Source organism: Shewanella morhuae (assembly GCF_003028295.1).
GTDB lineage: Bacteria > Pseudomonadota > Gammaproteobacteria > Enterobacterales > Shewanellaceae > Shewanella > Shewanella morhuae.
In genome coordinates, this window is sequence record NZ_PYSG01000003.1 from 574,948 (window position 1) to 594,172 (window position 19,225).

The 19,225-nt window shown below is 45.1% G+C and carries 19 protein-coding genes; 6 read left to right on the forward strand and 13 right to left on the reverse strand.

What is annotated here, in order from left to right; all coding sequences use genetic code 11:
- Positions 1–15: 15 nt before the first annotated feature.
- Positions 16–810: a pimeloyl-ACP methyl ester esterase BioH gene (bioH, locus tag C9I43_RS17135; protein ID WP_076497284.1), complete on the reverse strand. Its 795-nt coding sequence runs from the start codon at positions 808–810 to the stop codon at positions 16–18.
- A 32-nt stretch (positions 811–842) separates the two neighbouring features.
- On the opposite strand from bioH, the gene C9I43_RS17140 reads away from it, so the two are divergent.
- Both C9I43_RS17140 and nfuA read left to right on the forward strand, forming a co-directional pair.
- Positions 843–1,634 carry a ComFC family protein gene (locus C9I43_RS17140; protein WP_107884761.1) on the forward strand — a complete coding sequence of 264 codons (792 nt, stop codon included), beginning with the start codon at positions 843–845 and terminating at the stop codon, positions 1,632–1,634.
- Positions 1,635–1,876: 242 nt separating this feature from the next.
- Entirely contained in the window at positions 1,877–2,455 is a 579-nt protein-coding gene (gene nfuA / locus C9I43_RS17145; protein WP_076497282.1) for a Fe-S biogenesis protein NfuA, read from the forward strand.
- Positions 2,456–2,564: 109 nt separating this feature from the next.
- On the opposite strand, the gene C9I43_RS17150 is transcribed toward nfuA, so the two are convergent.
- Positions 2,565–3,929, reverse strand: a complete 1,365-nt coding sequence (locus C9I43_RS17150; RefSeq protein ID WP_107884763.1) for an MATE family efflux transporter — start codon at positions 3,927–3,929, stop codon at positions 2,565–2,567.
- A gap of 22 nt (positions 3,930–3,951) precedes the next feature.
- On the opposite strand from C9I43_RS17150, the gene C9I43_RS17155 reads away from it, so the two are divergent.
- A complete protein-coding gene (locus C9I43_RS17155; protein WP_107884765.1) occupies positions 3,952–4,998 on the forward strand; it encodes a polysaccharide deacetylase family protein in 1,047 nt (348 codons plus the stop codon).
- On the opposite strand, the gene C9I43_RS17160 is transcribed toward C9I43_RS17155, so the two are convergent.
- The 5 genes from C9I43_RS17160 to C9I43_RS17180 all read right to left on the reverse strand — a co-directional run bounded on the left by C9I43_RS17160 (position 4,999) and on the right by C9I43_RS17180 (position 8,982).
- Positions 4,999–5,631: an SCO family protein gene (locus C9I43_RS17160; protein WP_107884768.1), complete on the reverse strand. Its 633-nt coding sequence runs from the start codon at positions 5,629–5,631 to the stop codon at positions 4,999–5,001.
- Positions 5,632–5,667: 36 nt separating this feature from the next.
- Positions 5,668–6,573 (reverse strand): heme o synthase, encoded by a 906-nt coding sequence (gene cyoE, locus C9I43_RS17165; RefSeq protein WP_107884770.1) that lies wholly within the window; start codon positions 6,571–6,573, stop codon positions 5,668–5,670.
- A gap of 36 nt (positions 6,574–6,609) precedes the next feature.
- Positions 6,610–7,587 carry a COX15/CtaA family protein gene (locus C9I43_RS17170; RefSeq protein ID WP_107884772.1) on the reverse strand — a complete coding sequence of 326 codons (978 nt, stop codon included), beginning with the start codon at positions 7,585–7,587 and terminating at the stop codon, positions 6,610–6,612.
- A complete protein-coding gene (locus C9I43_RS17175; RefSeq protein WP_107884774.1) occupies positions 7,587–8,132 on the reverse strand; it encodes a redox-active disulfide-containing membrane protein in 546 nt (181 codons plus the stop codon). The genes C9I43_RS17170 and C9I43_RS17175 overlap by 1 nt, the downstream gene beginning before the upstream one ends.
- A gap of 106 nt (positions 8,133–8,238) precedes the next feature.
- Entirely contained in the window at positions 8,239–8,982 is a 744-nt protein-coding gene (locus C9I43_RS17180) for an SURF1 family protein (RefSeq protein WP_107885207.1), read from the reverse strand.
- On the opposite strand from C9I43_RS17180, the gene C9I43_RS17185 reads away from it, so the two are divergent.
- On the forward strand, positions 8,981–9,199 hold the full coding sequence (locus C9I43_RS17185; protein WP_076497275.1) for a DUF2909 family protein: 219 nt from the start codon (positions 8,981–8,983) through the stop codon (positions 9,197–9,199). The genes C9I43_RS17180 and C9I43_RS17185 overlap by 2 nt on opposite strands.
- A gap of 9 nt (positions 9,200–9,208) precedes the next feature.
- Here the strand turns inward: C9I43_RS17185 and C9I43_RS17190 are convergent, their stop codons facing one another.
- From C9I43_RS17190 to lexA, 6 genes are all read right to left on the reverse strand, one after another.
- Positions 9,209–10,084, reverse strand: a complete 876-nt coding sequence (locus C9I43_RS17190; RefSeq protein ID WP_107884776.1) for a cytochrome c oxidase subunit 3 — start codon at positions 10,082–10,084, stop codon at positions 9,209–9,211.
- On the reverse strand, positions 10,081–10,662 hold the full coding sequence (locus C9I43_RS17195; RefSeq protein ID WP_107884778.1) for a cytochrome c oxidase assembly protein: 582 nt from the start codon (positions 10,660–10,662) through the stop codon (positions 10,081–10,083). Before C9I43_RS17195 ends, C9I43_RS17190 begins: the two co-directional genes overlap by 4 nt.
- 1 nt (position 10,663) lies before the next feature.
- Positions 10,664–12,256 (reverse strand): cytochrome c oxidase subunit I, encoded by a 1,593-nt coding sequence (ctaD, locus tag C9I43_RS17200; protein ID WP_107884780.1) that lies wholly within the window; start codon positions 12,254–12,256, stop codon positions 10,664–10,666.
- Between the two features lie 9 nt (positions 12,257–12,265).
- Positions 12,266–13,804, reverse strand: a complete 1,539-nt coding sequence (coxB, locus tag C9I43_RS17205) for a cytochrome c oxidase subunit II (RefSeq protein ID WP_076497271.1) — start codon at positions 13,802–13,804, stop codon at positions 12,266–12,268.
- Positions 13,805–14,193: 389 nt separating this feature from the next.
- Positions 14,194–14,706: a cell division inhibitor SulA gene (locus C9I43_RS17210; RefSeq protein ID WP_076497270.1), complete on the reverse strand. Its 513-nt coding sequence runs from the start codon at positions 14,704–14,706 to the stop codon at positions 14,194–14,196.
- Positions 14,703–15,323 (reverse strand): transcriptional repressor LexA, encoded by a 621-nt coding sequence (gene lexA / locus C9I43_RS17215; protein WP_076497269.1) that lies wholly within the window; start codon positions 15,321–15,323, stop codon positions 14,703–14,705. The genes C9I43_RS17210 and lexA overlap by 4 nt, the downstream gene beginning before the upstream one ends.
- Before the next feature lie 160 nt (positions 15,324–15,483).
- Between lexA and plsB the strand changes: the two genes are divergently transcribed.
- Positions 15,484–17,907: a glycerol-3-phosphate 1-O-acyltransferase PlsB gene (gene plsB, locus C9I43_RS17220; protein ID WP_107884782.1), complete on the forward strand. Its 2,424-nt coding sequence runs from the start codon at positions 15,484–15,486 to the stop codon at positions 17,905–17,907.
- Complete coding sequence (gene mtr, locus C9I43_RS17225) at positions 17,907–19,163, forward strand: tryptophan permease (protein WP_076497267.1); 1,257 nt, start codon at positions 17,907–17,909, stop codon at positions 19,161–19,163. The genes plsB and mtr overlap by 1 nt, the downstream gene beginning before the upstream one ends.
- Positions 19,164–19,225 lie beyond the last annotated feature (62 nt).

Below are 19,225 nucleotides of genomic sequence, written 5' to 3' on the forward strand. Positions count from 1 at the left end.
CTCAAAGATAAAGCTTTAGCGTGTCTGTAATGCTAACCAAGGCATAAATATCTGCAAAAACGCTTGTTGATGGGAAATAAACGGCGCATGGGAGGCTTTGGCTAACATAGCATCTTCAATGTGGCTTGCCATTGGCATTTTAGGTTGCACGCGTTTAGGCACAAGTCCATCAAGTCGTCCCCAGATTCTAAGCCAAGGCAACTGTAGCTCTGTAAGTTGCGATCTTAAGTCAATGTCAGTCAGCATACTTAAACCCTGTGATAACGCTGTGACAGTCGGTAAAGGGCGTGCGAGCACAAGATCGCGCAGCTGTTTGATATCCTCTTTAGCCGTTTCGCTGCCCATAGCTTGAATTGCCAGAAATCGTTCTATCGTGCGCGGTAAATTTTGCCCAAGTTGTTCACTAAACTGATTAAGCACTTGGGGTGGGATGCCTGGCCAAGCTTCATCTTCTTTCGCCATAAAGCAGGGTGAAGAGGCAATAGTAATCAAGCCTTTGATTTTTTGTGGATAACTGAGCGCTGCTTGAGTAGCAACAAGCCCACCGAGCGACCAACCTGCCCAAATGGCGTGTTCTGGTAATGCTGTCACTAGAGCATCAACCCAAGTGGATAGCCCACCTTCTATTTGCTGACTATGGCCAAAGCCCGGCAAGTCGACATAGTGCACTCTATACTGAGACAGTGACTGGTGTAAGGGTGTAAATACTGCACTATTTACGCCCCAACCATGAAGCATGACCAGATCAGGCCCTTGGCCTATTATTTCAATATGCAAATTAGCTGAATTGTTGGATGTCATTTGGCTCATTTGAGTGCCTCAAAAATCGATTAGGTGAATATATGTCGCACGTTGTCAAAAGGATTTGGCTGCAAGCCGCTTTGCGGAAAATGCGTGTAGGATATCAACTCGGTACTACTTGGCTAGCGAGCAGTTTACCTAACCGTTGCTTGCTGTGCCACCAATCGATATCACTTCCCGAGAGCGGCATTTGTGCTATTTGTCTGCATTCTGGCCTATATCGCGGGCCGATTTGTTTAGGCTGCGGTAAGTCGATGCAAATTGAGGCCGATTATTGTGGTGAATGCCAAAAACGCCAGCCGCGTAAAGTGATTGCGCCTTGTAGTTATCATCAAGGTTTAGGCACTTGGGTTGGCGCGATAAAGTATCAAGGCCAGCTTGCCGCTTTACCTGTGTTATGTCGTGCTTTAGTCACGCGTATTAAAGCATTAGAACAACAAGGATTAATCACGCTTCCCCAAGCCATAATACCCGTACCTTTACATCCTAAACGTCTGCAACAACGGGGATTTAATCAAGCATGGTTAATTGCCCATGAGTTATCGCAACTCTTGCAGTTGCCGTTGATTGACGAAGGATTAACGCGCAGACAAGATACTCGACCGCAAGCTGGGCTTTCGGGGGCACAGCGGCGGCGCAATTTACACGATGCTTTCATTTTGGCAGATGATTTTGCCTTCCAACGTGTTGCACTGGTTGATGATGTGGTTACCACTGGGACTACAGTTTCTGAAATTGCGCGCTTATTTGAGGTGCATTACGTTGATGTTCAAGTGTGGTGTTTGGCACGAGCTGAGGCGCCGGGCTTGCTAGATGAGCTTGATAGTGAGTGAGTTGGCGAGTTATAAGCTCCCGTAAAAATCATATTAAACATTTGTTTTATAATAATTATTTATTTTTAACTTATCCAAGACATGCCGCTCGAGCCCGCGACATAGTAGCGTTAAAGCGTGATCGTTATGGCAAAAAATCCATAAACTTGCTACCCAAGGGACTACAAAGCAAAGGTGAGTCGGAGTATCATACGGCTAATTCTTACTAAAACACTCAGGTATCCCCTGACGGAGCAGGTTTCATGATTACTATTTCCGATACGGCTCAAGCCCATTTTGTTAAGTTGTTAGCAGATCAACCTGAAGGCACTCATATTCGCGTATTTGTGATCAGTCCAGGAACCTCGCAAGCTGAGTGTGGTGTGTCTTACTGTCCTCCAGATGCTGTTGAAAGTGATGATATTGAAATCGAGTTTACAGGTTTCAAAGCTATGGTTGATGAAAAAAGCGCGCCTTTCCTTGAAGATGCCACCATTGACTTTGTGACGGATCAATTAGGTTCTCAACTTACGCTTAAAGCCCCCAATGCTAAAATGCGTAAAGTGTCTGGTGATGCACCTTTAGTTGAGCGTATTGAATATGTGATCCAATCTGAGATTAACCCTCAGTTGGCAAGTCACGGTGGCAATATTATGTTGGTTGAAATCACGACCGAAGGCGTTGCAATATTGCAGTTCGGCGGTGGATGTAACGGTTGTTCTCAAGTTGATATCACCTTAAAGGATGGTATCGAAAAACAACTGTTAGACATGTTCCCAGGTGAATTAACGGGTGTACGTGATGTGACCGATCATCAGCATGGCGAGCATTCTTACGCTTAATCTTATTTGCTGATTTTAATAAAGAACGCGACCTTTGGGTCGCGTTTTTAGTTTTACGTTCGTAAATTATTTTGTGGCACGAATAGGGTTGTGTACGAGCCGTATTAGTTTAAGCCAAGAAATTTTTGCTGAAATAATAGTGCCCAGCAAGCGTTAAACTTCTCACGATCATAAAGGCGCTAATGGCAGCCCAGAGTGCATGGTTACCTTGCTCTGGTGATAATAGCTGCTGCAGTAAATACCAAGTGGGGAAAAATGCGCCGAAGGTAGCAAGTATCATGCTGTTACGCATTACTTTTCCTTTAGCTGCACCAATATAAACACCATCGAATAAATAAGAACTAAAGGACCATAAAGGTAAGAATATTAGCCAGATAAGATAGGCCTGTGCTGTAGTTCTGACCTCATTAATGCTGGTTAATAATGCGATAATATTGCTACCAAAAAGGCCGAAAAAGGCACAAAATCCTAGAGCCGTAATCGCGGACCAGCACCACGCTAAGATCACCGCCTCCCTTAATTGCTTAGCTTGCTTTTGTCCGTAGGCTCGGCCGACTTCTGCCTCAGCGTAATAGGCAATACCATCCAGAGCATAAGAAATTAACAACAATAAATTCAGTAATACGGCATTGGCGGCAACGGTATTATCGCCTAAACCAGCACCATGAAATGTCATAAAGGCAAAGGCTGTCTGCAGGCACAGGCTGCGGATAAAAATATCGGTATTTAGCCTCAGTAATTTGCCATAACCGGTAAATGTAATATGGGGAAGTAACTGGGATAAGTGAAAATCGGTTGCGCGCTTAAGTTGTTGTAACACCATAGTCAGCGCGACGGAGAAGGCGGTCATATCGGCAAATACTGAGGCGAGTGCTGCGCCTTTTACGCCCCAGCCTAAACCGAGTACGAATATGACATCGAGAATAATATTGGCAAGGTTAGCTAAGATAAGTTGCCACATAGCGGCTTTGGGCTGTTGTCGCCCTAATAGCCAGCCTAACATCACCAAATTGAGCAAGGCGAAGGGCGTTGACCAAATTCTTACCTGAAAATATTCGCGGCAATATCGCTCAACCTCACTACTCGCTTCGGATAACCCTAGTGCTAAATTGAGTATCGGGACTTGCATCGCGATAACACCAACACCCAATAATAGCGCCAGCATAGCGCCTTGGACTAAGAGCTTATGCTGGGCGGGCAGATCGTCAGCGCCAAATGCTTGTGCGACTAAGCCCGTGGTTGCCATACGCAAAAATCCCAATAACCAAATGATTAATGTGATAATTGTTGACCCAACAGCGACTCCGCCTAAATAATAGGCTTCACTCAGATGACCTATAACAGCCGTATCGACTAAGCCCAAAAGTGGAATAGTGATGTTGGAGAGTATCATCGGCAACGCGAGCGCCAGTAATTGACGATTTTTCGCGCCGTTAAGCATTAGGTCATACCAAGTTGATTTAGTCGTATTCATTAATTTTAGAGGTATTCACATTATGGTTAAACGTGCGCTGTTGGCACTCATCGGGCTAATCACTTTTTCGGCCCACGGGGTGGTTATTTTGCAATATCACCATGTGTCAGAAACCACTCCGGCGGCGACCAGCGTTACACCTGCACAATTTCGTGAGCAAATGCAGTTTCTCGTTGACGATGGCTTTAAGGTGATCCCGCTGTCTCAAGTGGTTGAAGCGATAAAGCAAAAACAAGATTTACCTGCAAAAACAGTCGCGATTACCTTCGATGATGGTTATCGCAGCATAGCTACAACTGCGCATCCTATCCTAAAGGAATTTGGATTTCCCTACACCTTGTTTGTGGCAATTGAGCCGATTAAACAAAAGTTTACCGAGATGATGAGCTGGGATGAATTGGTTAAGTTAGCGAAGGAAGGCGCGGATATCGCTAATCACAGTTGGGCTCATGAACATTTGATCCGTAAGTTAAGTAATGAATCACAGGCACAGTGGATAGCACGCATAAAAACCAATATTTTGGATACAGAAAAAGCCATTTTGGATGCGACAGGGCATAATTTTAAAATGCTGGCCTATCCCTACGGTGAGTATAATCAAGCTTTGCAGGACATGTTAACAGATAACGGCTTTGTCGCTTTTGGACAACAGTCTGGTGCTGCTGGCCCTTATTCACCCTTAACCGCACTGCCACGCTTTCCGGTTGCAGGGCAATATGCAGATTTAAAAAGCCTTAAGGCCAAGTTATACAGTTTAAATATGCCTGTGATAGCACAAAGTCCTAGCGATCCAGAGTTAACGGGCGGCCGTTGGCGCCCAGAGCTTAACGTCACACTCGATATGAGTGATATCTCTGCCAAACAAGTGATGTGTTATATCCAAGGCCAAGGTTCAAAAAAACCGACTTGGTTAAGTGAAAATAAGTTTAGTATTCAAGCGGATTTAGCCTTACCTGCGGGGCGTTCGCGTTACAACTGCACTGCGCCAAGTAAGGCGCGCAATGGTTACTATTGGTTTTCTCAGCCTTGGGTGAGGCCAAGGGACGATGGCTCTTGGGTCAAAGAGTGATTAACGGCTAGGTTTGTATTGCGACACTATTTTTCTAAAATCGCTAATCATTTCATCATTAACGACCTGTGGTGGTTTCCCCAATGTTGCCGTAGGTTTGAATACTGCGACTCGTGTTCCCTGGGGTGACACCAATACATAGCCTGCGCTGTGGTCAACTTGGTAGTTCTCTCCCTCACCGATCATGGCATAAGCTAGCCCTAAGCTGCGGGTGAGGGGAAATAATTGTGTGTGTTCGCCTGTCACAGCTTTAAATTCTGGATTAAAAAAATTGACATAGGTCAGCAGTTTATCCGGTGTATCCCGTTTGGGATCTACGGATAAAAATACCACTTGTAATGGCGCTATTTGATTGAGTTCAGGATAAGCTGCTGCGAGTTTATTTAAGGTCGTCGGGCACACATCGGGGCAAAACGTAAAGCCGATAAAAAATAAGCTCCATTTATCTTGTAAGTTAGCGTTGGTAAAAGGCTGTTTGTGCTGATCAACTAATTCAAAAGGCGCTATTTCGTATGCCTGTGGAAATAACAAACCACTCTCTAATTCGAGCGGTTTAGGCGAGTTAAATTTCACCGCCAATAGGCCGCCAAGGCCAATCAATAAAATGGCGCCAACTAAAATTCTTTTTTGCATAAAGTAAGCTCCATAAATACTCGTTAGTGCTACAAACTAGAACCACAAATAATGGTCAAGTAGTAATGCCATAAATAACAACATTAAATGGTAGATAGAAAAGCGAAACACCTGCATTGCCAAGCCATCATGGTCTCGATATTTAAGTTGCCACGCCTTATAGATAAATCCCGTACTGAGCAAGCTAGAGCATACAAAGTAGACTGGTCCACACATACCAACCAGCACGGGTAGCAGGCAAGCAACCGCTAATAATACTGTATAAAGCAAGATACAGGTTTTGGTAAATTCGACCCCGTGGGTAACCGGTAACATAGGAATATCTACTTTGGCATATTCGGTGCGTCTGTGAATGGCCAATGCCCAAAAGTGTGGCGGCGTCCACGTAAAAATAATGATCACAAGCAATAATGCATGGCCGTGCAATTCGTTAGTGACGGCTGTCCATCCCAATAATGGTGGCATAGCACCTGCAAGACCGCCGATCACGATATTTTGCGATGTAGCACGTTTTAAATAGGCGGTGTAAACCAAGGCGTAGCCAATCAGGCTGGCAAATGTTAACCAAGCTGTGAGTGGATTAACCCATAAATATAAAATGATAAAACCAGAGCTACCTATGCTGGCGGCGAAGATCAGGGCGCGTGTGGCTGAAATACGTCCTTTTGGCAGTGGGCGATTGTAAGTTCGCGCCATTAAACCATCGATACGGCGATCGATCAGATGATTCAATGCCGCTGCCGAGCCGGCCATCATGGCAATGCCAAGCATACCTACAAGTAAAGGTTGAACGGGCACCGCATGGGGCACTGCCAGGCACATGCCGACTAACACTGTGAGTAGCATGAGTGCGACCACTTTTGGTTTAGTCATTTCAAAATAGGCGCGCCATGTCGTGCTAAAAGTTGGCAGGCTACTGGTGATTGAGAGTGGTTTTGCCATCTTGGATCCCTCGCTTATGTCTTACGCTATAAGAACTTATGCTTTACGCCATAAAAAATAGTTGATGGCGACTAAGGTCAGCAGCAACAGTGCAGCTCCGCCGTTGTGAGACACGGCAATGCCAAGTGGTAAATGCATGACTACGTTAGAAATACCTAAGCTCACTTGTAGGATTACTAGCCCCACTAATAATAGGCTTAAGGCTCTAAGCCCCGTAGCGCCAACAAATAATCGGTAGGCGAGGACGAGTAGTAAGCTGGCGGTAACGATAGCGCCAATTCTGTGGGCAATATGGATAGTCATACGTGCAGGGTAATCGAGCACCCCAAATTCAAAACTATGATGTTCACCTTGGAACGGTGAAAAGGCTTCTACTATAGTCAAATTATCTACCCAGTTACCTTCACAAATAGGTAAAGAGGTACAGGCGAGCGCTGCATAGTTAGATGATGTCCAGGCGCCTAACATGATTTGACCAACAAGGACAAATAGGCTCAGCAGTGCAAGCGGTGCTAAGTTTTTGGCATAGGTTTCGCTATTAAAAATACGCCTTGGGCGGGTGCGTAGATAGAGGAGTAACAGCAGTGAGATTAAGCCAAAACCACCAATGAGATGCGACATTACTACTATGGGCATCAGTTTCATCGTCACTGTCCACATGCCGAGAGCGGCTTGAAAGAGGATCAGTAATAATATAATCAATGGCAGCTTTTTCGGTGCTGCTGGCGTTTTTAAACATAACACTAAGATGCATAACACCAGTAAGCCCAGTCCGCCGGCGATGTATCTGTGGATCATCTCCAACCAGGCTTTCTCTGGGTGGATATCATGATCTGGGAATATGTTTTGTGCATGGGCGATTTCATGGTCTCGTGTGGGGACTTTGATATGGCCGTAGCATCCTGGCCAGTCAGGGCAACCTAGCCCCGCATCTGATAGGCGAGTGTAGGCGCCCATTAAAATCACTAATAAGGTAAAAACTAAGGTTAAGCGTAGCAGCCAAGTGAGTTGCATCAATCTACCCTCGATAGTTTTAGCAACTTGCGCAGATCGGCAATTAGTGCCTTACCTTGAGCCAAATTGGCCTCTTTGCCCAGCACTTGTGGATAGCGCAACACTAAACTGCCTAAGGGATCGACTATGATTAGCTGTTGTTCATCTAGCCACTGGCTTAAGGCTGTATTGATAGGCTGAGTGTTGAAATTAAAGTCTTTTAAGGCACTAAGATCGCTATCGGAATTAAGCAGAATAAGCGGCTCGACTCGCGCCTGATCTGGCCCGAGTGCAGTATGACTTTGACGTAAAATATATAAGCGTTCGCGACAAGCCTCATCACAGTGGGCGGGTAATAAATACAGCAGTTGCCATTCTTTGGGCTGGGGATTCTCAACCCCAAGGTTGGCATAGTTGGTTTCCGGACTAATTAATTCACCATGATTAGTGGCACCGCCATGGTATAAATTGAGGCTCAGTACTAACTTGGCGATGACCACGGGCGCGATAAATGCCAGCAATAACAGTCCTAATGCCTTGTGTTTAGATTTATTCTGGGAGTTCATGCTTGCTCCTCTCATTCAAATTATCCCTAATTTATTGTTTTTTATTATTAAGTTTTTTTATCATTGTAAGTATGGTCTGGATTTTCCTCTTTGCTTATTGATTTTGTTATTTTTTGCCGCGGTAGCGCTTTATATATTTAATTCCCTGCCACAGCATAAGCCCTGCAAAGACGGCTGCCATCGAAAACCATTGCAATGCATAACCCCAATGTTTTTGTGCCGACAGCGGAAAGGGCTGCCAAGGATGTGGTAAATCGATAGATGCTAACTCATCAGGTTGTAACACCGCAGGTAGCAGAGGGTGACCAAGCATTTTGGCTATTTCGGGCATATTGAGATTTTGAAAACGAACACTTGCCCCTGTTTCAGCCATGAGTGACTGACTTAATGGATTAATGTGTTTTTGATAAAGCCGGCCTTCGATATTTAATTCACCACTCAGTGGGGGGATGTGAGGTAATTCATCGCGGTGGGAACTGGCGGTGATAAAACCTAATTCAACCAGCAGCCAAGGTTGGTTAACTTCGACTTGGAGAGGTTGAAAGGCTAAATATCCGACTTGACCTTGATAGATTTGATTATCCAGTAGCCAGATCTGCGAGCTGGCAGGGCTGGCATGTATTTGTAGCCGATAACCTGTTAACAATTCCTTGTTTATTTTATGCTGGAGTTGCTCAAAACTTAATGCTGGTAAAGATTGCCTAGCTTCCATTTGAGCTAAAAGCGCAGTTTTTTCCTCGCCTCGCGCTAACTGCCATAATCCTAACTTGACCAAAATAATAAATACCGCCACAGTCAATATCAGTAAAAAAAGCGTTAATTTATTCAGCAGAACATAAGGATATTGTATGAATGCCCTGTTCATTTTTAAGTTAGTCTTAGTTCTGCTATTGCTGTTTATCATTTTTAATTTGGCCAGAGCCCTATTTATTATGGTGAAAGGCGATACTCAAGTGCCGATGAGTCGTTACCTTGGTCGCCGAATAATATTTTCTGTGTTGGTTATCTTATTGCTGTTAGTCGCATTAAGCACAGGGCTCATCAGCACTCATCCCACACCTCGTTAGGGTTTATGTTTACAACACGTAAACGAACATAAATAAACATAACCAAACTACGTCTACAAAGTGCCAATACCAACTCCCCGCTTGGAAAGCAAAATGTTTATCTGCGCTAAAGTGACCCTTTAACACTCTGAAAAACAATACCAATAAAAAGAGAGTCCCGAGCGTTACGTGCATACCGTGAAAGCCTGTTAATAGGAAAAAGGTATTACCGTAAACTCCAGACGTTAGTGTGAGCCCCATTTCATGATAAGCGTGCATATACTCTTGGACTTGTAAGGCAAGGAAACTCATCCCCAAGAGTATGGTGATCCCCAGCCATAATTTAATAGCTGAGCGTTTACCCTTTTCAAGACTTACCTGAGCAAAGTGCAGGGTGATGGAGGAGGTAAGCAGCACTATGGTGTTAATTAAGGGGAGGCCGCTCCATGGCATCGCTTCGGTTTTAGTGCCATCGGGTGTGGTGAGCAGTGGCCAAACGGCTTCAAAATGTGGCCATAGTACTTCATGGGTCATTGCATTATTGGAGGCACCGCCGAGCCAAGGTACTGCAACCATACGGGCATAAAATAGTGCACCAAAAAATGCACCAAAAAACATGATTTCTGAAAAAATAAACCAGCTCATGCCTTGGCGAAAAGAACGGTCCATTTGGTGGGAGTAGAGCCCTGTCATTGATTCGTTGATCACGGTTCTAAACCAACCCACTAGCATAAATACGATAACGGCAATGCCTGCGAGTAATATATAGCCGCCACCGGATGCACCAGATTTTAACTGATGGACAAAGTGTCCTGCGCCAAAGGCAATTAAAAACAATCCTATAGCACCAATAATGGGCCAGACGCTTTGGGCAGGAACATAGTAATTTTCATGTTTTATAGTCATTTTGCAGCTCCTTGCTCTATGGCTGACGCTAACTGCTTGTCGGTAATGTCGTAGAGTGTGTAAGAGAGGGTCAGAGTGTGGATTGATTCAGGTAACTGAGGATCCACAAAGAAAATGAGTGGCAACTCCGCGCTTGTTGAAGCCGCTAAGTGCTGTTGATTAAAACAAAAACATTCTGTTTTATTAAAGTACGCAGCACCTTGGCCAGGTGATACCGAAGGTATTGCCTGACCGACCGTGGCTCTGTCTGACACATTGCGCGCCAAAAATACTGTGTGTATGAGTTCGCCAGGGTGAACTTCAAGTCGCTTGGTTTGCGGCTCAAATTTCCATGGCATACCCGTTTGCACTTGGGAGATAAATTCCACTGTGACAATACGGCTAGTGTCGACGGTTATCGCTTGATAACTACTGGCGGTATTAGCCGTTTTGCCGTTAATTCCAAGCTTGTCACATAGCACATCGTATAGCGGCACCAGCGCAAAACCAAAGCCAAACATACCGATACAACCCATGACGAGCATGCTGATCAGCTTGTGGTTTGACTTGGGCTTATCTGGCTGGTGGTGGTTCGTCATTTCATTTCACCTCAGGTGGTGTGGTGAATGAGTGATAAGGTGCTGGGCTTGGTAATGTCCATTCTAGACCTTCAGAACCTTCCCAAGGTTTAGCAGGAGCTTTTTCGCCGCCACGGATACACTTGATGACTAATACTAAGAAAATCAATTGCGATAAACCGAAGGCAAACCCACCAATTGATACGATTTGATTTACATCGGCAAATTGAATTGAGTAATCAGGAATACGTCTGGGCATACCCGCAAGTCCAAGGAAATGCATTGGGAAAAACAGTACGTTGACTGAAATTACCGAACACCAGAAATGCCATTGTCCTAGTCGCTCGTTGTACATGTGCCCGGTCCACTTAGGTAGCCAATAATAGGCAGCTGCCATGATGGAGAAAATGGCCCCTGTGACTAACACATAATGAAAATGTGCCACCACAAAATAAGTATCGTGGTATTGGAAATCCGCTGGCGTAATAGCCAGCATTAATCCCGAAAAACCCCCAATAGTGAAGAGCACGATAAAGGCCACAGCGAATAGCATTGGCGTTTCAAAACTGAGTGAACCGCGCCACATAGTCGCGACCCAGTTAAATACCTTTACACCTGTTGGTACCGAAATCAGCATAGTGCAATACATGAAGAATAATTCGGCAAAGACAGGCATACCTGTGGTGAACATATGGTGTGCCCACACAAGGAATGACAGAATAGCAATGCTGGCAGTCGCATAAACCATTGATGAGTAACCAAATAATGGCTTGCGACTGAAGGCGGGAACAATAGCGGAGATGATGCCAAAAGATGGCAAAATCATGATGTAGACTTCAGGGTGGCCGAAGAACCAGAAAATATGCTGAAACATTACTGGATCGCCGCCGCCTGCAGCCTCGAAAAAACTTGTACCAAAAAACTTATCGGTTAGCACCATAGTCACTGCACCTGCGAGCACTGGCATAACCGCTATTAGTAAAAATGCGGTGATAAGCCAAGTCCAGACAAACATGGGTAGCTTCATCCATGTCATACCGGGAGCTCGTAAGTTTACTATGGTCACAATCACGTTAATCGCGCCCATAATGGAGCTTATTCCCATGATATGGATGGAAAATACAAATAGAGCTGTACTGTCTGGGCTATAGGTGGTCGATAATGGTGCGTAGAAGGTCCAACCAAAGTTAGGCCCGCCGCCTTCCATAAATAGTGAGCTGAGCAAGATAGTAAAAGCGAAGGGTAAGATCCAAAAACTCCAGTTATTCATCCGAGGTAACGCCATGTCTGGCGCACCGATCATCATGGGGATCAGCCAGTTCGCCAACCCAGTAAAAGCTGGCATTACAGCGCCAAATACCATAATCAACCCATGAACAGTCGTCATTTGGTTGAAAAAATTGGGTTCAACTAATTGTAAACCGGGCTGAAATAGCTCAGCGCGGATTACCATGGCCATAGCGCCACCGGTTAAAAACATGATGAAGCTGAACCATAAATACAAAGTGCCTATGTCTTTGTGGTTGGTGGTTAACAGCCAGCGCATGATGCCTTTTGGCGCATCATGATGGTGGTCATCATGGGTTATGTTTTGATCTTGAGTCGTTGTGCTCATCATAATCCCCTACTGTCCATGGCTTGCGATATCAGCAGGTTGCACTGTATCGCCGGTATTGTTGCCCCAAGTATTACGCTCATAAGTAATGACTGCAGCCAGTTGCTGTGGGCTAAGTTGTTTGCCAAATGCCTGCATAGCAGTACCTGTTTTGCCGTGCATCACAATATCGATGTGATTGGCAACTGGCCCAGTGGCAATAACGCTGCCAGCAAGTGCGGGAAAGGCGGGTGGCACTCCTATTCCCGTCAATTGATGACAAGCAGCACAAATTGTGGCGTAAACAGTTTTACCTTCGGCCATAAGGGTGTCATGACTGAGTGTCGGCAGGCTTGCGGGATCGACTGCTGCGGGTTGTGGTATCGAAGTCGGATTTGGTGTTGCACTGGCAGGTGCCGTATCGGCAGATGCTGGCGTACCAACCTTGCCGTTCATGTGCTCGTTGACGTCTTTGGCTTGTACCGCATCGCCAGTATTATTGCCCCAAGCATTACGCTCGTAGGTAATTACGGCGGCAATTTCTTGCGCAGATAATTGCTTACTAAAAGCTTGCATAGCTGTCCCTGTTTTGCCGTTGAGCACGATTTCAAGGTGTCCGCTGAGTGGTCCAGTGGCTATTGGGCTGCCTTTGAGGTGTGGGAATACACCTTGTAGCCCTTCACCATTAGGTTGGTGGCAGGCTGCGCAGTGTCCTAAGTAAACTTTCTCACCTTGGGTTATTAGCTCATCTTTACTGAGTGTTTGTGATAACGCCGCTGTTGCTGCTGCGGCTGCTGCGCCTGCCGCTTGCTTTTGCTCTGTCACCCATGCTTCAAAATCAGCTTCGGATAGGGCTTGTACTACGATGGGCATAAAACCATGATCTTTACCGCAGAGTTCGGCACATTGACCGCGGTAAATACCGGGTTTGTCTATGCGAGTCCAAGACTCATTAATAAATCCAGGGTTAGCGTCTTTTTTCACAGCAAAAGCAGGTACCCACCATGAATGGATCACATCTTCAGATGTCATCAAGAAGCGAATTTTGCGGTTTATCGGTAAGACGAGCGGTTTATCGACTTCCAATAGGTAGTGTTCACCTTTGGCTTCTGTACCGTCGATTTGTGCTCTAGGGGTTGCGAGTATGCTGTAAAAATCAATGTCTTGATCAAAATAGCTGTAATGCCATTTCCACTGGGAACCGGTCACTTTAACTGTCAGATCGGCGTCGCTGGGGTCTTCCATTGCAATTAAAGTCTTTGTTGCCGGAATCGCCATTAAGATCAAAATGATGAAGGGTAGTACGGTCCAAGCAACTTCGACTTTAGTGCTTTCGTGAAAGTGAGACGCGACTGCGCCTTTAGATTTTCTGTGATTGATGATGGCATAAATCATCACGCTAAAGACCACAAGGCCAATTGCGCAGCAGATATACAAGATAGTCATGTGCAAGTGATAAACCTTGCCACTGATCTCGGTCACGCCAGGGGTCATGTTGAACCGCATGTCCGCGGCGGCCAACGATGGTGCGAATAACACCACGAGTAAACAATACAACAATTGCTTCACAAGACTTCTCCTCTGCCAATTGCGAATAGCAACTACAAAGAAGAGCAACACAGTAAGTCTTAACTCTATGCAAACTCTTCAGTTCCCAAAAAAGCTGTTTTGACTTCAATGTGTGTTGGCGGCTGTTACTTCCAATTAAGTATTGTTACTGCTGGTATTAGCCACGTTTACACATACGACTGAAATACATCTGTTCTCTATTTCTAATAATAACGGTTCAATTGATTTGCCAAGGGCAACGCTATATCACCGTCGACTGAATCAACCATACTTGCTGTTTAAATATTGATCAAGATCACCAATTAAGCTAATTATATGAAAAATTGCCAAAAAAAAGCCTCACATTCATAGGCGAGGCGGCTTTTAAGCTAAAAAATTAAATAAATATTTTAATGTATTGCACTAAAAAAAGATGGCTGACCTAGGAGCCGTCCTTGCTCAATGTGTAGATCGTTAGGTAAGTGATTGTTTACATCTTCCAGCACTATACCCATAGCCCGAGCACTTTTGGCCACAATCTGTAGGCGGCGATTATCGCGGGCATCTAATGATTGGGTCCAAGTAATCACTGCACTAGACGTTCCACTCGTTAGCGCCTTTTCCATCGCCCACAATGTTTCGACATCATCTTTAGCGTGTACGAGTAATACTCTATCCATACGCACCCCCGCGCTGGCGAGCATTTGTTTATAGCCAATGCTGGGTGGGTTGATAAGCACTAGCCAACGGCCCTGCTGACTTAGTTGGGCGAGTTGGGCGCTCAGGTGAATGAGTTCTTGGCGGCCTTGAGTTTTTGTGGGCATACAGGCGATAGGCGTGTGTTGCCAATCATAATCGGCAGCGCGAACTTCATCGCGCCATAAGCCTGGATGACGCGGGGCATTGCCAAGTAGTTTGTTCATAGCCAATCTCCATTACGGATCACACCGACGGCGAGTCCTTCAATTGTTAAACTTTGAAAGCCTAAATCCACTTTTATTGGGGAGTAGTCTTCATTTTCGGCGTGCAGATAGACCACATTACCTTTTTTTTCGAAACGTTTAACCGTGACATCGTCGTCGACTCTAGCGACAACCACTTGACCATTTCTAGCTTGTTGTACTTTATGAACTGCCAGTAAATCTCCTTCGAGAATACCGATATTTTTCATACTGTCGCCTTTAACTCGTAGTAAAAAGTTGGCAGTAGGATGGAACATGTTTGGGTCGATCTGGTAATACTGTTCTACGTGTTCTTGGGCGAGAATAGGCTCGCCCGCAGCAACTTGGCCTATAAGAGGTAAGCCGGTTTCAGTTAAGTCTTCGACTTCAGCGGTGAGACGAATACCTCGTGAGGTACCAGGTATAATCTCGATACAGCCTTTTTTCGCCAACGCTTTTAGATGTTCTTCAGCCGCATTAGCACTCTTAAAACCTAAACGAGTAGCAATTTCTGCCCGAGTAGGTGGCATGCCAGTATCGGCAATGTTTCGTTTAATTAACTCTAAAATTTCAGCTTGGCGTGGCGTCAAAGGTCTCATGGTCTTTCCTGTTTTTCTATACAGTTACTGTTAGTATATACAGTATTGTTTGCAGTGCAAGTATTAACCATTTTTTAACCATATCGGAGAGAATTAGCGAATATTCCCTATAGTCTGGTATTCTATCCGGCTAGTGAACGTACTTAATTGCATAAGAATAATGCCTAAACATGACTCTCTTTGGTTAAAATCATTACGTTGGATCCAAAAACACTTAGTGCACACTATTGTGGTGCCTCAGGATCCCTTTGCCGATCTGAATCTGGATGCCTCCAGACCTCTTGCTTATGTGATGAAAACAGAATCACTCAGTGACATTGCTGCTCTGAGTGAAATAACGGCTAAACTCGGGCTACCTAGCCCTTATGAGCCGCTAGTTGCTAACGGTGTTGTTGCACCGCGGGTCGTTTGTCTTCAAGGGCGTAAGCCATTGTTTGGTGAGCGCACTGGTAACGAACCTTTTCTCGAATGTTTTATGCGCTTATTAGCCGTACATAAACAAGATCCTGAGCTCGATATTCAACTGGTGCCTGTCAGCTTGTATTGGGGGCGAACGCCAGGGAAAGAAGATGACACAATGAAGGCGGCCGTATTTGAACGGGAAAACCCGACTTGGCTACGCAAGTGTCTGATGATTTTATTTTTAGGCCGACATAACTTCGTACAGTTTTCTAATGCGGTATCGCTGCGTTATATGGCTGACGAACATGGCACAGATATGGGGATTGCGCATAAGTTAGCGCGAGTAGCACGGGTGCATTTCCGTCGCCAACGTAAAGTGATGACCGGACCTGTGTTGCCTAATCGCCAAGCGTTATTTCATTCGTTATTAAAATCGGAATCAATACGTAAAGCGATTCAAGAAGAAGCGGCCAATAAAAAGATTTCTGAGACGCAAGCGCGCGAGACAGCTATTGAGTATCTCGATGAAATAGCTGCTGATTACTCCGATAGTTTAGTGCGTATTGCCGAACGCTTCTTAACTTGGCTGTGGAACAAGCTTTATAGTGGGATCAATATTAAAGGTGCTGAGCAAGTTCGCCAGTTGCACCACGATGGTCATGAGATTGTCTATGTGCCTTGCCATCGCAGCCACATGGATTACTTACTGCTATCTTATATTTTATATTATCAAGGTATGGTGCCGCCGCACATTGCCGCAGGTATAAACCTTAACTTCTGGCCCGCTGGACCTATGTTCCGCCGTGGTGGTGCCTTCTTTATTCGTCGTAGCTTTAATGGCAATAAGCTTTATACCGCTGTATTTCGTGAATATTTAGACCAACTGTTTGCTAAAGGTTATTCGGTAGAATACTTCTCCGAAGGCGGCCGCTCACGCACGGGGCGTTTATTGGCACCCAAAACCGGCATGATTGCCATGACAATGAATAGCGTACTACGTGGTATCGAGCGTCCTGTAACGTTAGTGCCTGTATATTTGGGTTATGACCATGTGATGGAAGTGGCGACTTACCACAAAGAATTAAGTGGTAAGAAAAAGAAAAAAGAATCTGTGTGGCAGGTATTTGGTGCTATTCGCAAACTCGGTAATTTTGGTCAAGGCTATGTGAACTTTGGTGAGCCGATTACCTTGCAAAACTTCTTAAATGAACGTGCACCTAACTGGCGTACTGAGCTTGCTGATGATCCAGAGCAAAAACCAACTTGGTTAACACCAGCGGTAAACGTACTAGCTAATCGGGTGATGACTCATATCAACGATGCAGCAGCGGCGAGTTCGGTCACATTAACAAGCTTAGTGTTACTGGCTACAGATCAAAATGCCTTACAGCGCAGCCTGCTGGAGCGTCAGCTTGATCTGTATCTGACCCTTCTCAAGAAAGTGCCTTACACTGCTTATACTTCGGTTGTTGAAGGCGATGGCAAGCTGTTAGTGCAACAAGGTTTAGATCTGAATAAGTTTGTTGTGTGTGCCGACCCATTAGGTGAAATTGTTTCTATTGAAGCAAGTCAGGCAGTATCCATGACTTACTATCGTAATAATATCATTCACTTATTTGTTGTGCCGTCATTAATTGCGAGTTGTTTAACGCATAGTGATCATATCCCGCGTCAGCAAGTGGTATCAATCGTTGCTGATTTTTATCCTCTGCTAAAAGCTGAGCTTTTTATGGGGATTAAAGATGTACCAGCTTATGTTAATCAAGTGCTGGATTTCTTCATTGAACAAGGGTTAGTGGTCGAGACCGATACCTTAACTGTCGTGCCTGAGCACACTAGCCAACTATTATTGTTAGCCAGTTCAGTGAGTGAGACTTTGCAGCGCTACGCCATTATTTTCAACTTGTTAGCCAATAGACCTAAGATGGAGCGCTCAGAGCTTGAATCTGAGAGTCATCTGCTCGCCCAGCGTTTAGGGGCATTGCATGGTATTACAGCGCCTGAGTTTTACGATAAAAAACTTTATGGCACATTGAGCGTTAAGCTAAAGGCATTGGGGTATCTGGCTGATAGCGAAGACAAGTCGAATATTAATCGCATACGGGATCAGGCTAACAGCTTGTTACGCCCCTCAGTGAGGCAAACCATAGTGGCCAGTGTCACTGCGGAGCACATTGTTTAATGGCAAACCATATGAATGCGGTTAAAAATAAGCCCGCTGGTAAGTCCCTGCTCGGTGGAGCAATGATTATTGCTGGTACGACCGTTGGCGCTGGGATGTTTTCTCTGCCCGTGGTGGGTGCGGGTATGTGGTTTGGTTATTCGATTTTAATGTTATTAGGTATTTGGTTTTGTATGTTGATGTCGGGTTTATTGTTACTCGAAACTAATTTACATTTCGAACCCGGCGCTAGTTTTGATACCTTAAGTAAGCAAACTTTAGGGCAATTTTGGCGAATTGTTAATGGAGTTTCCATTGCCTTTGTCTTGTATATTTTAACTTATGCCTACATTAGTGGCGGTGGTTCGATTGTAAATCATAGCTTACATGGCATGGGCGTTGAGTTACCGCAAAGTGTTGCTGGGCTGGTGTTTGCCATCGTTTTAGCGTGCATAGTGTTAATTAGCACTAAGGCGGTGGATCGGATTACCACGATTATGCTCGGTGGCATGATCATCACTTTCTTTCTCGCTATCGGCAATTTACTGATCGAAATCGACGTGACTAAGTTGCTCGAACCCGATGGTAATAATAGCTTTTCGCCATATTTGTGGGCGGCTTTACCCTTTGGCCTTGCCAGCTTTGGCTACCACGGTAATGTTCCCAGCTTAGTGAAGTATTACGGCAAAGACTCCTCCACCATTATCAAGGCAATCTTCGTCGGTACCTTTATCGCGCTGGTGATTTATAGCTGTTGGTTAGTGGCGACTATGGGCAATATTCCCCGCAGCCAGTTTATTGATATTATTGCCCAAGGCGGCAATATGGGTGTGCTGGTCGGCGCTTTGTCTAAGGTGATGGCGAGTAGCTGGTTGAATAGTATGTTGTCACTGTTTGCCAACTTAGCCGTGGCTTCATCTTTCCTCGGAGTTACATTAGGCTTATTTGATTATCTTGCTGATTTATTTAGCTTTGATGATTCGCGTACGGGCCGCATGAAAACCGCATTAGTGACCTTTGTGCCACCCACTATCTTAGGTTTACTGTTCCCCGATGGTTTTTTAGTGGCGATTGGTTTTGCGGCATTAGCTGCAACCATTTGGGCGGTAATTGTTCCGGCACTAATGGCCTATAAATCACGGCAGTTATTCCCTAACAGCACAGGTTTTAGAGTGTTCGGTGGGACACCACTAATCATGCTTGTGGTGTTATTTGGCATAGTGACAGGTGCTTGTCACTTATTGGCAATGGCGCATTTACTACCGCAGTATTCATAATGTAGCCCAGTATAATAAGCCCTCATCACGAGGGCTTATTTGTATTATAAATATGGCTTTTT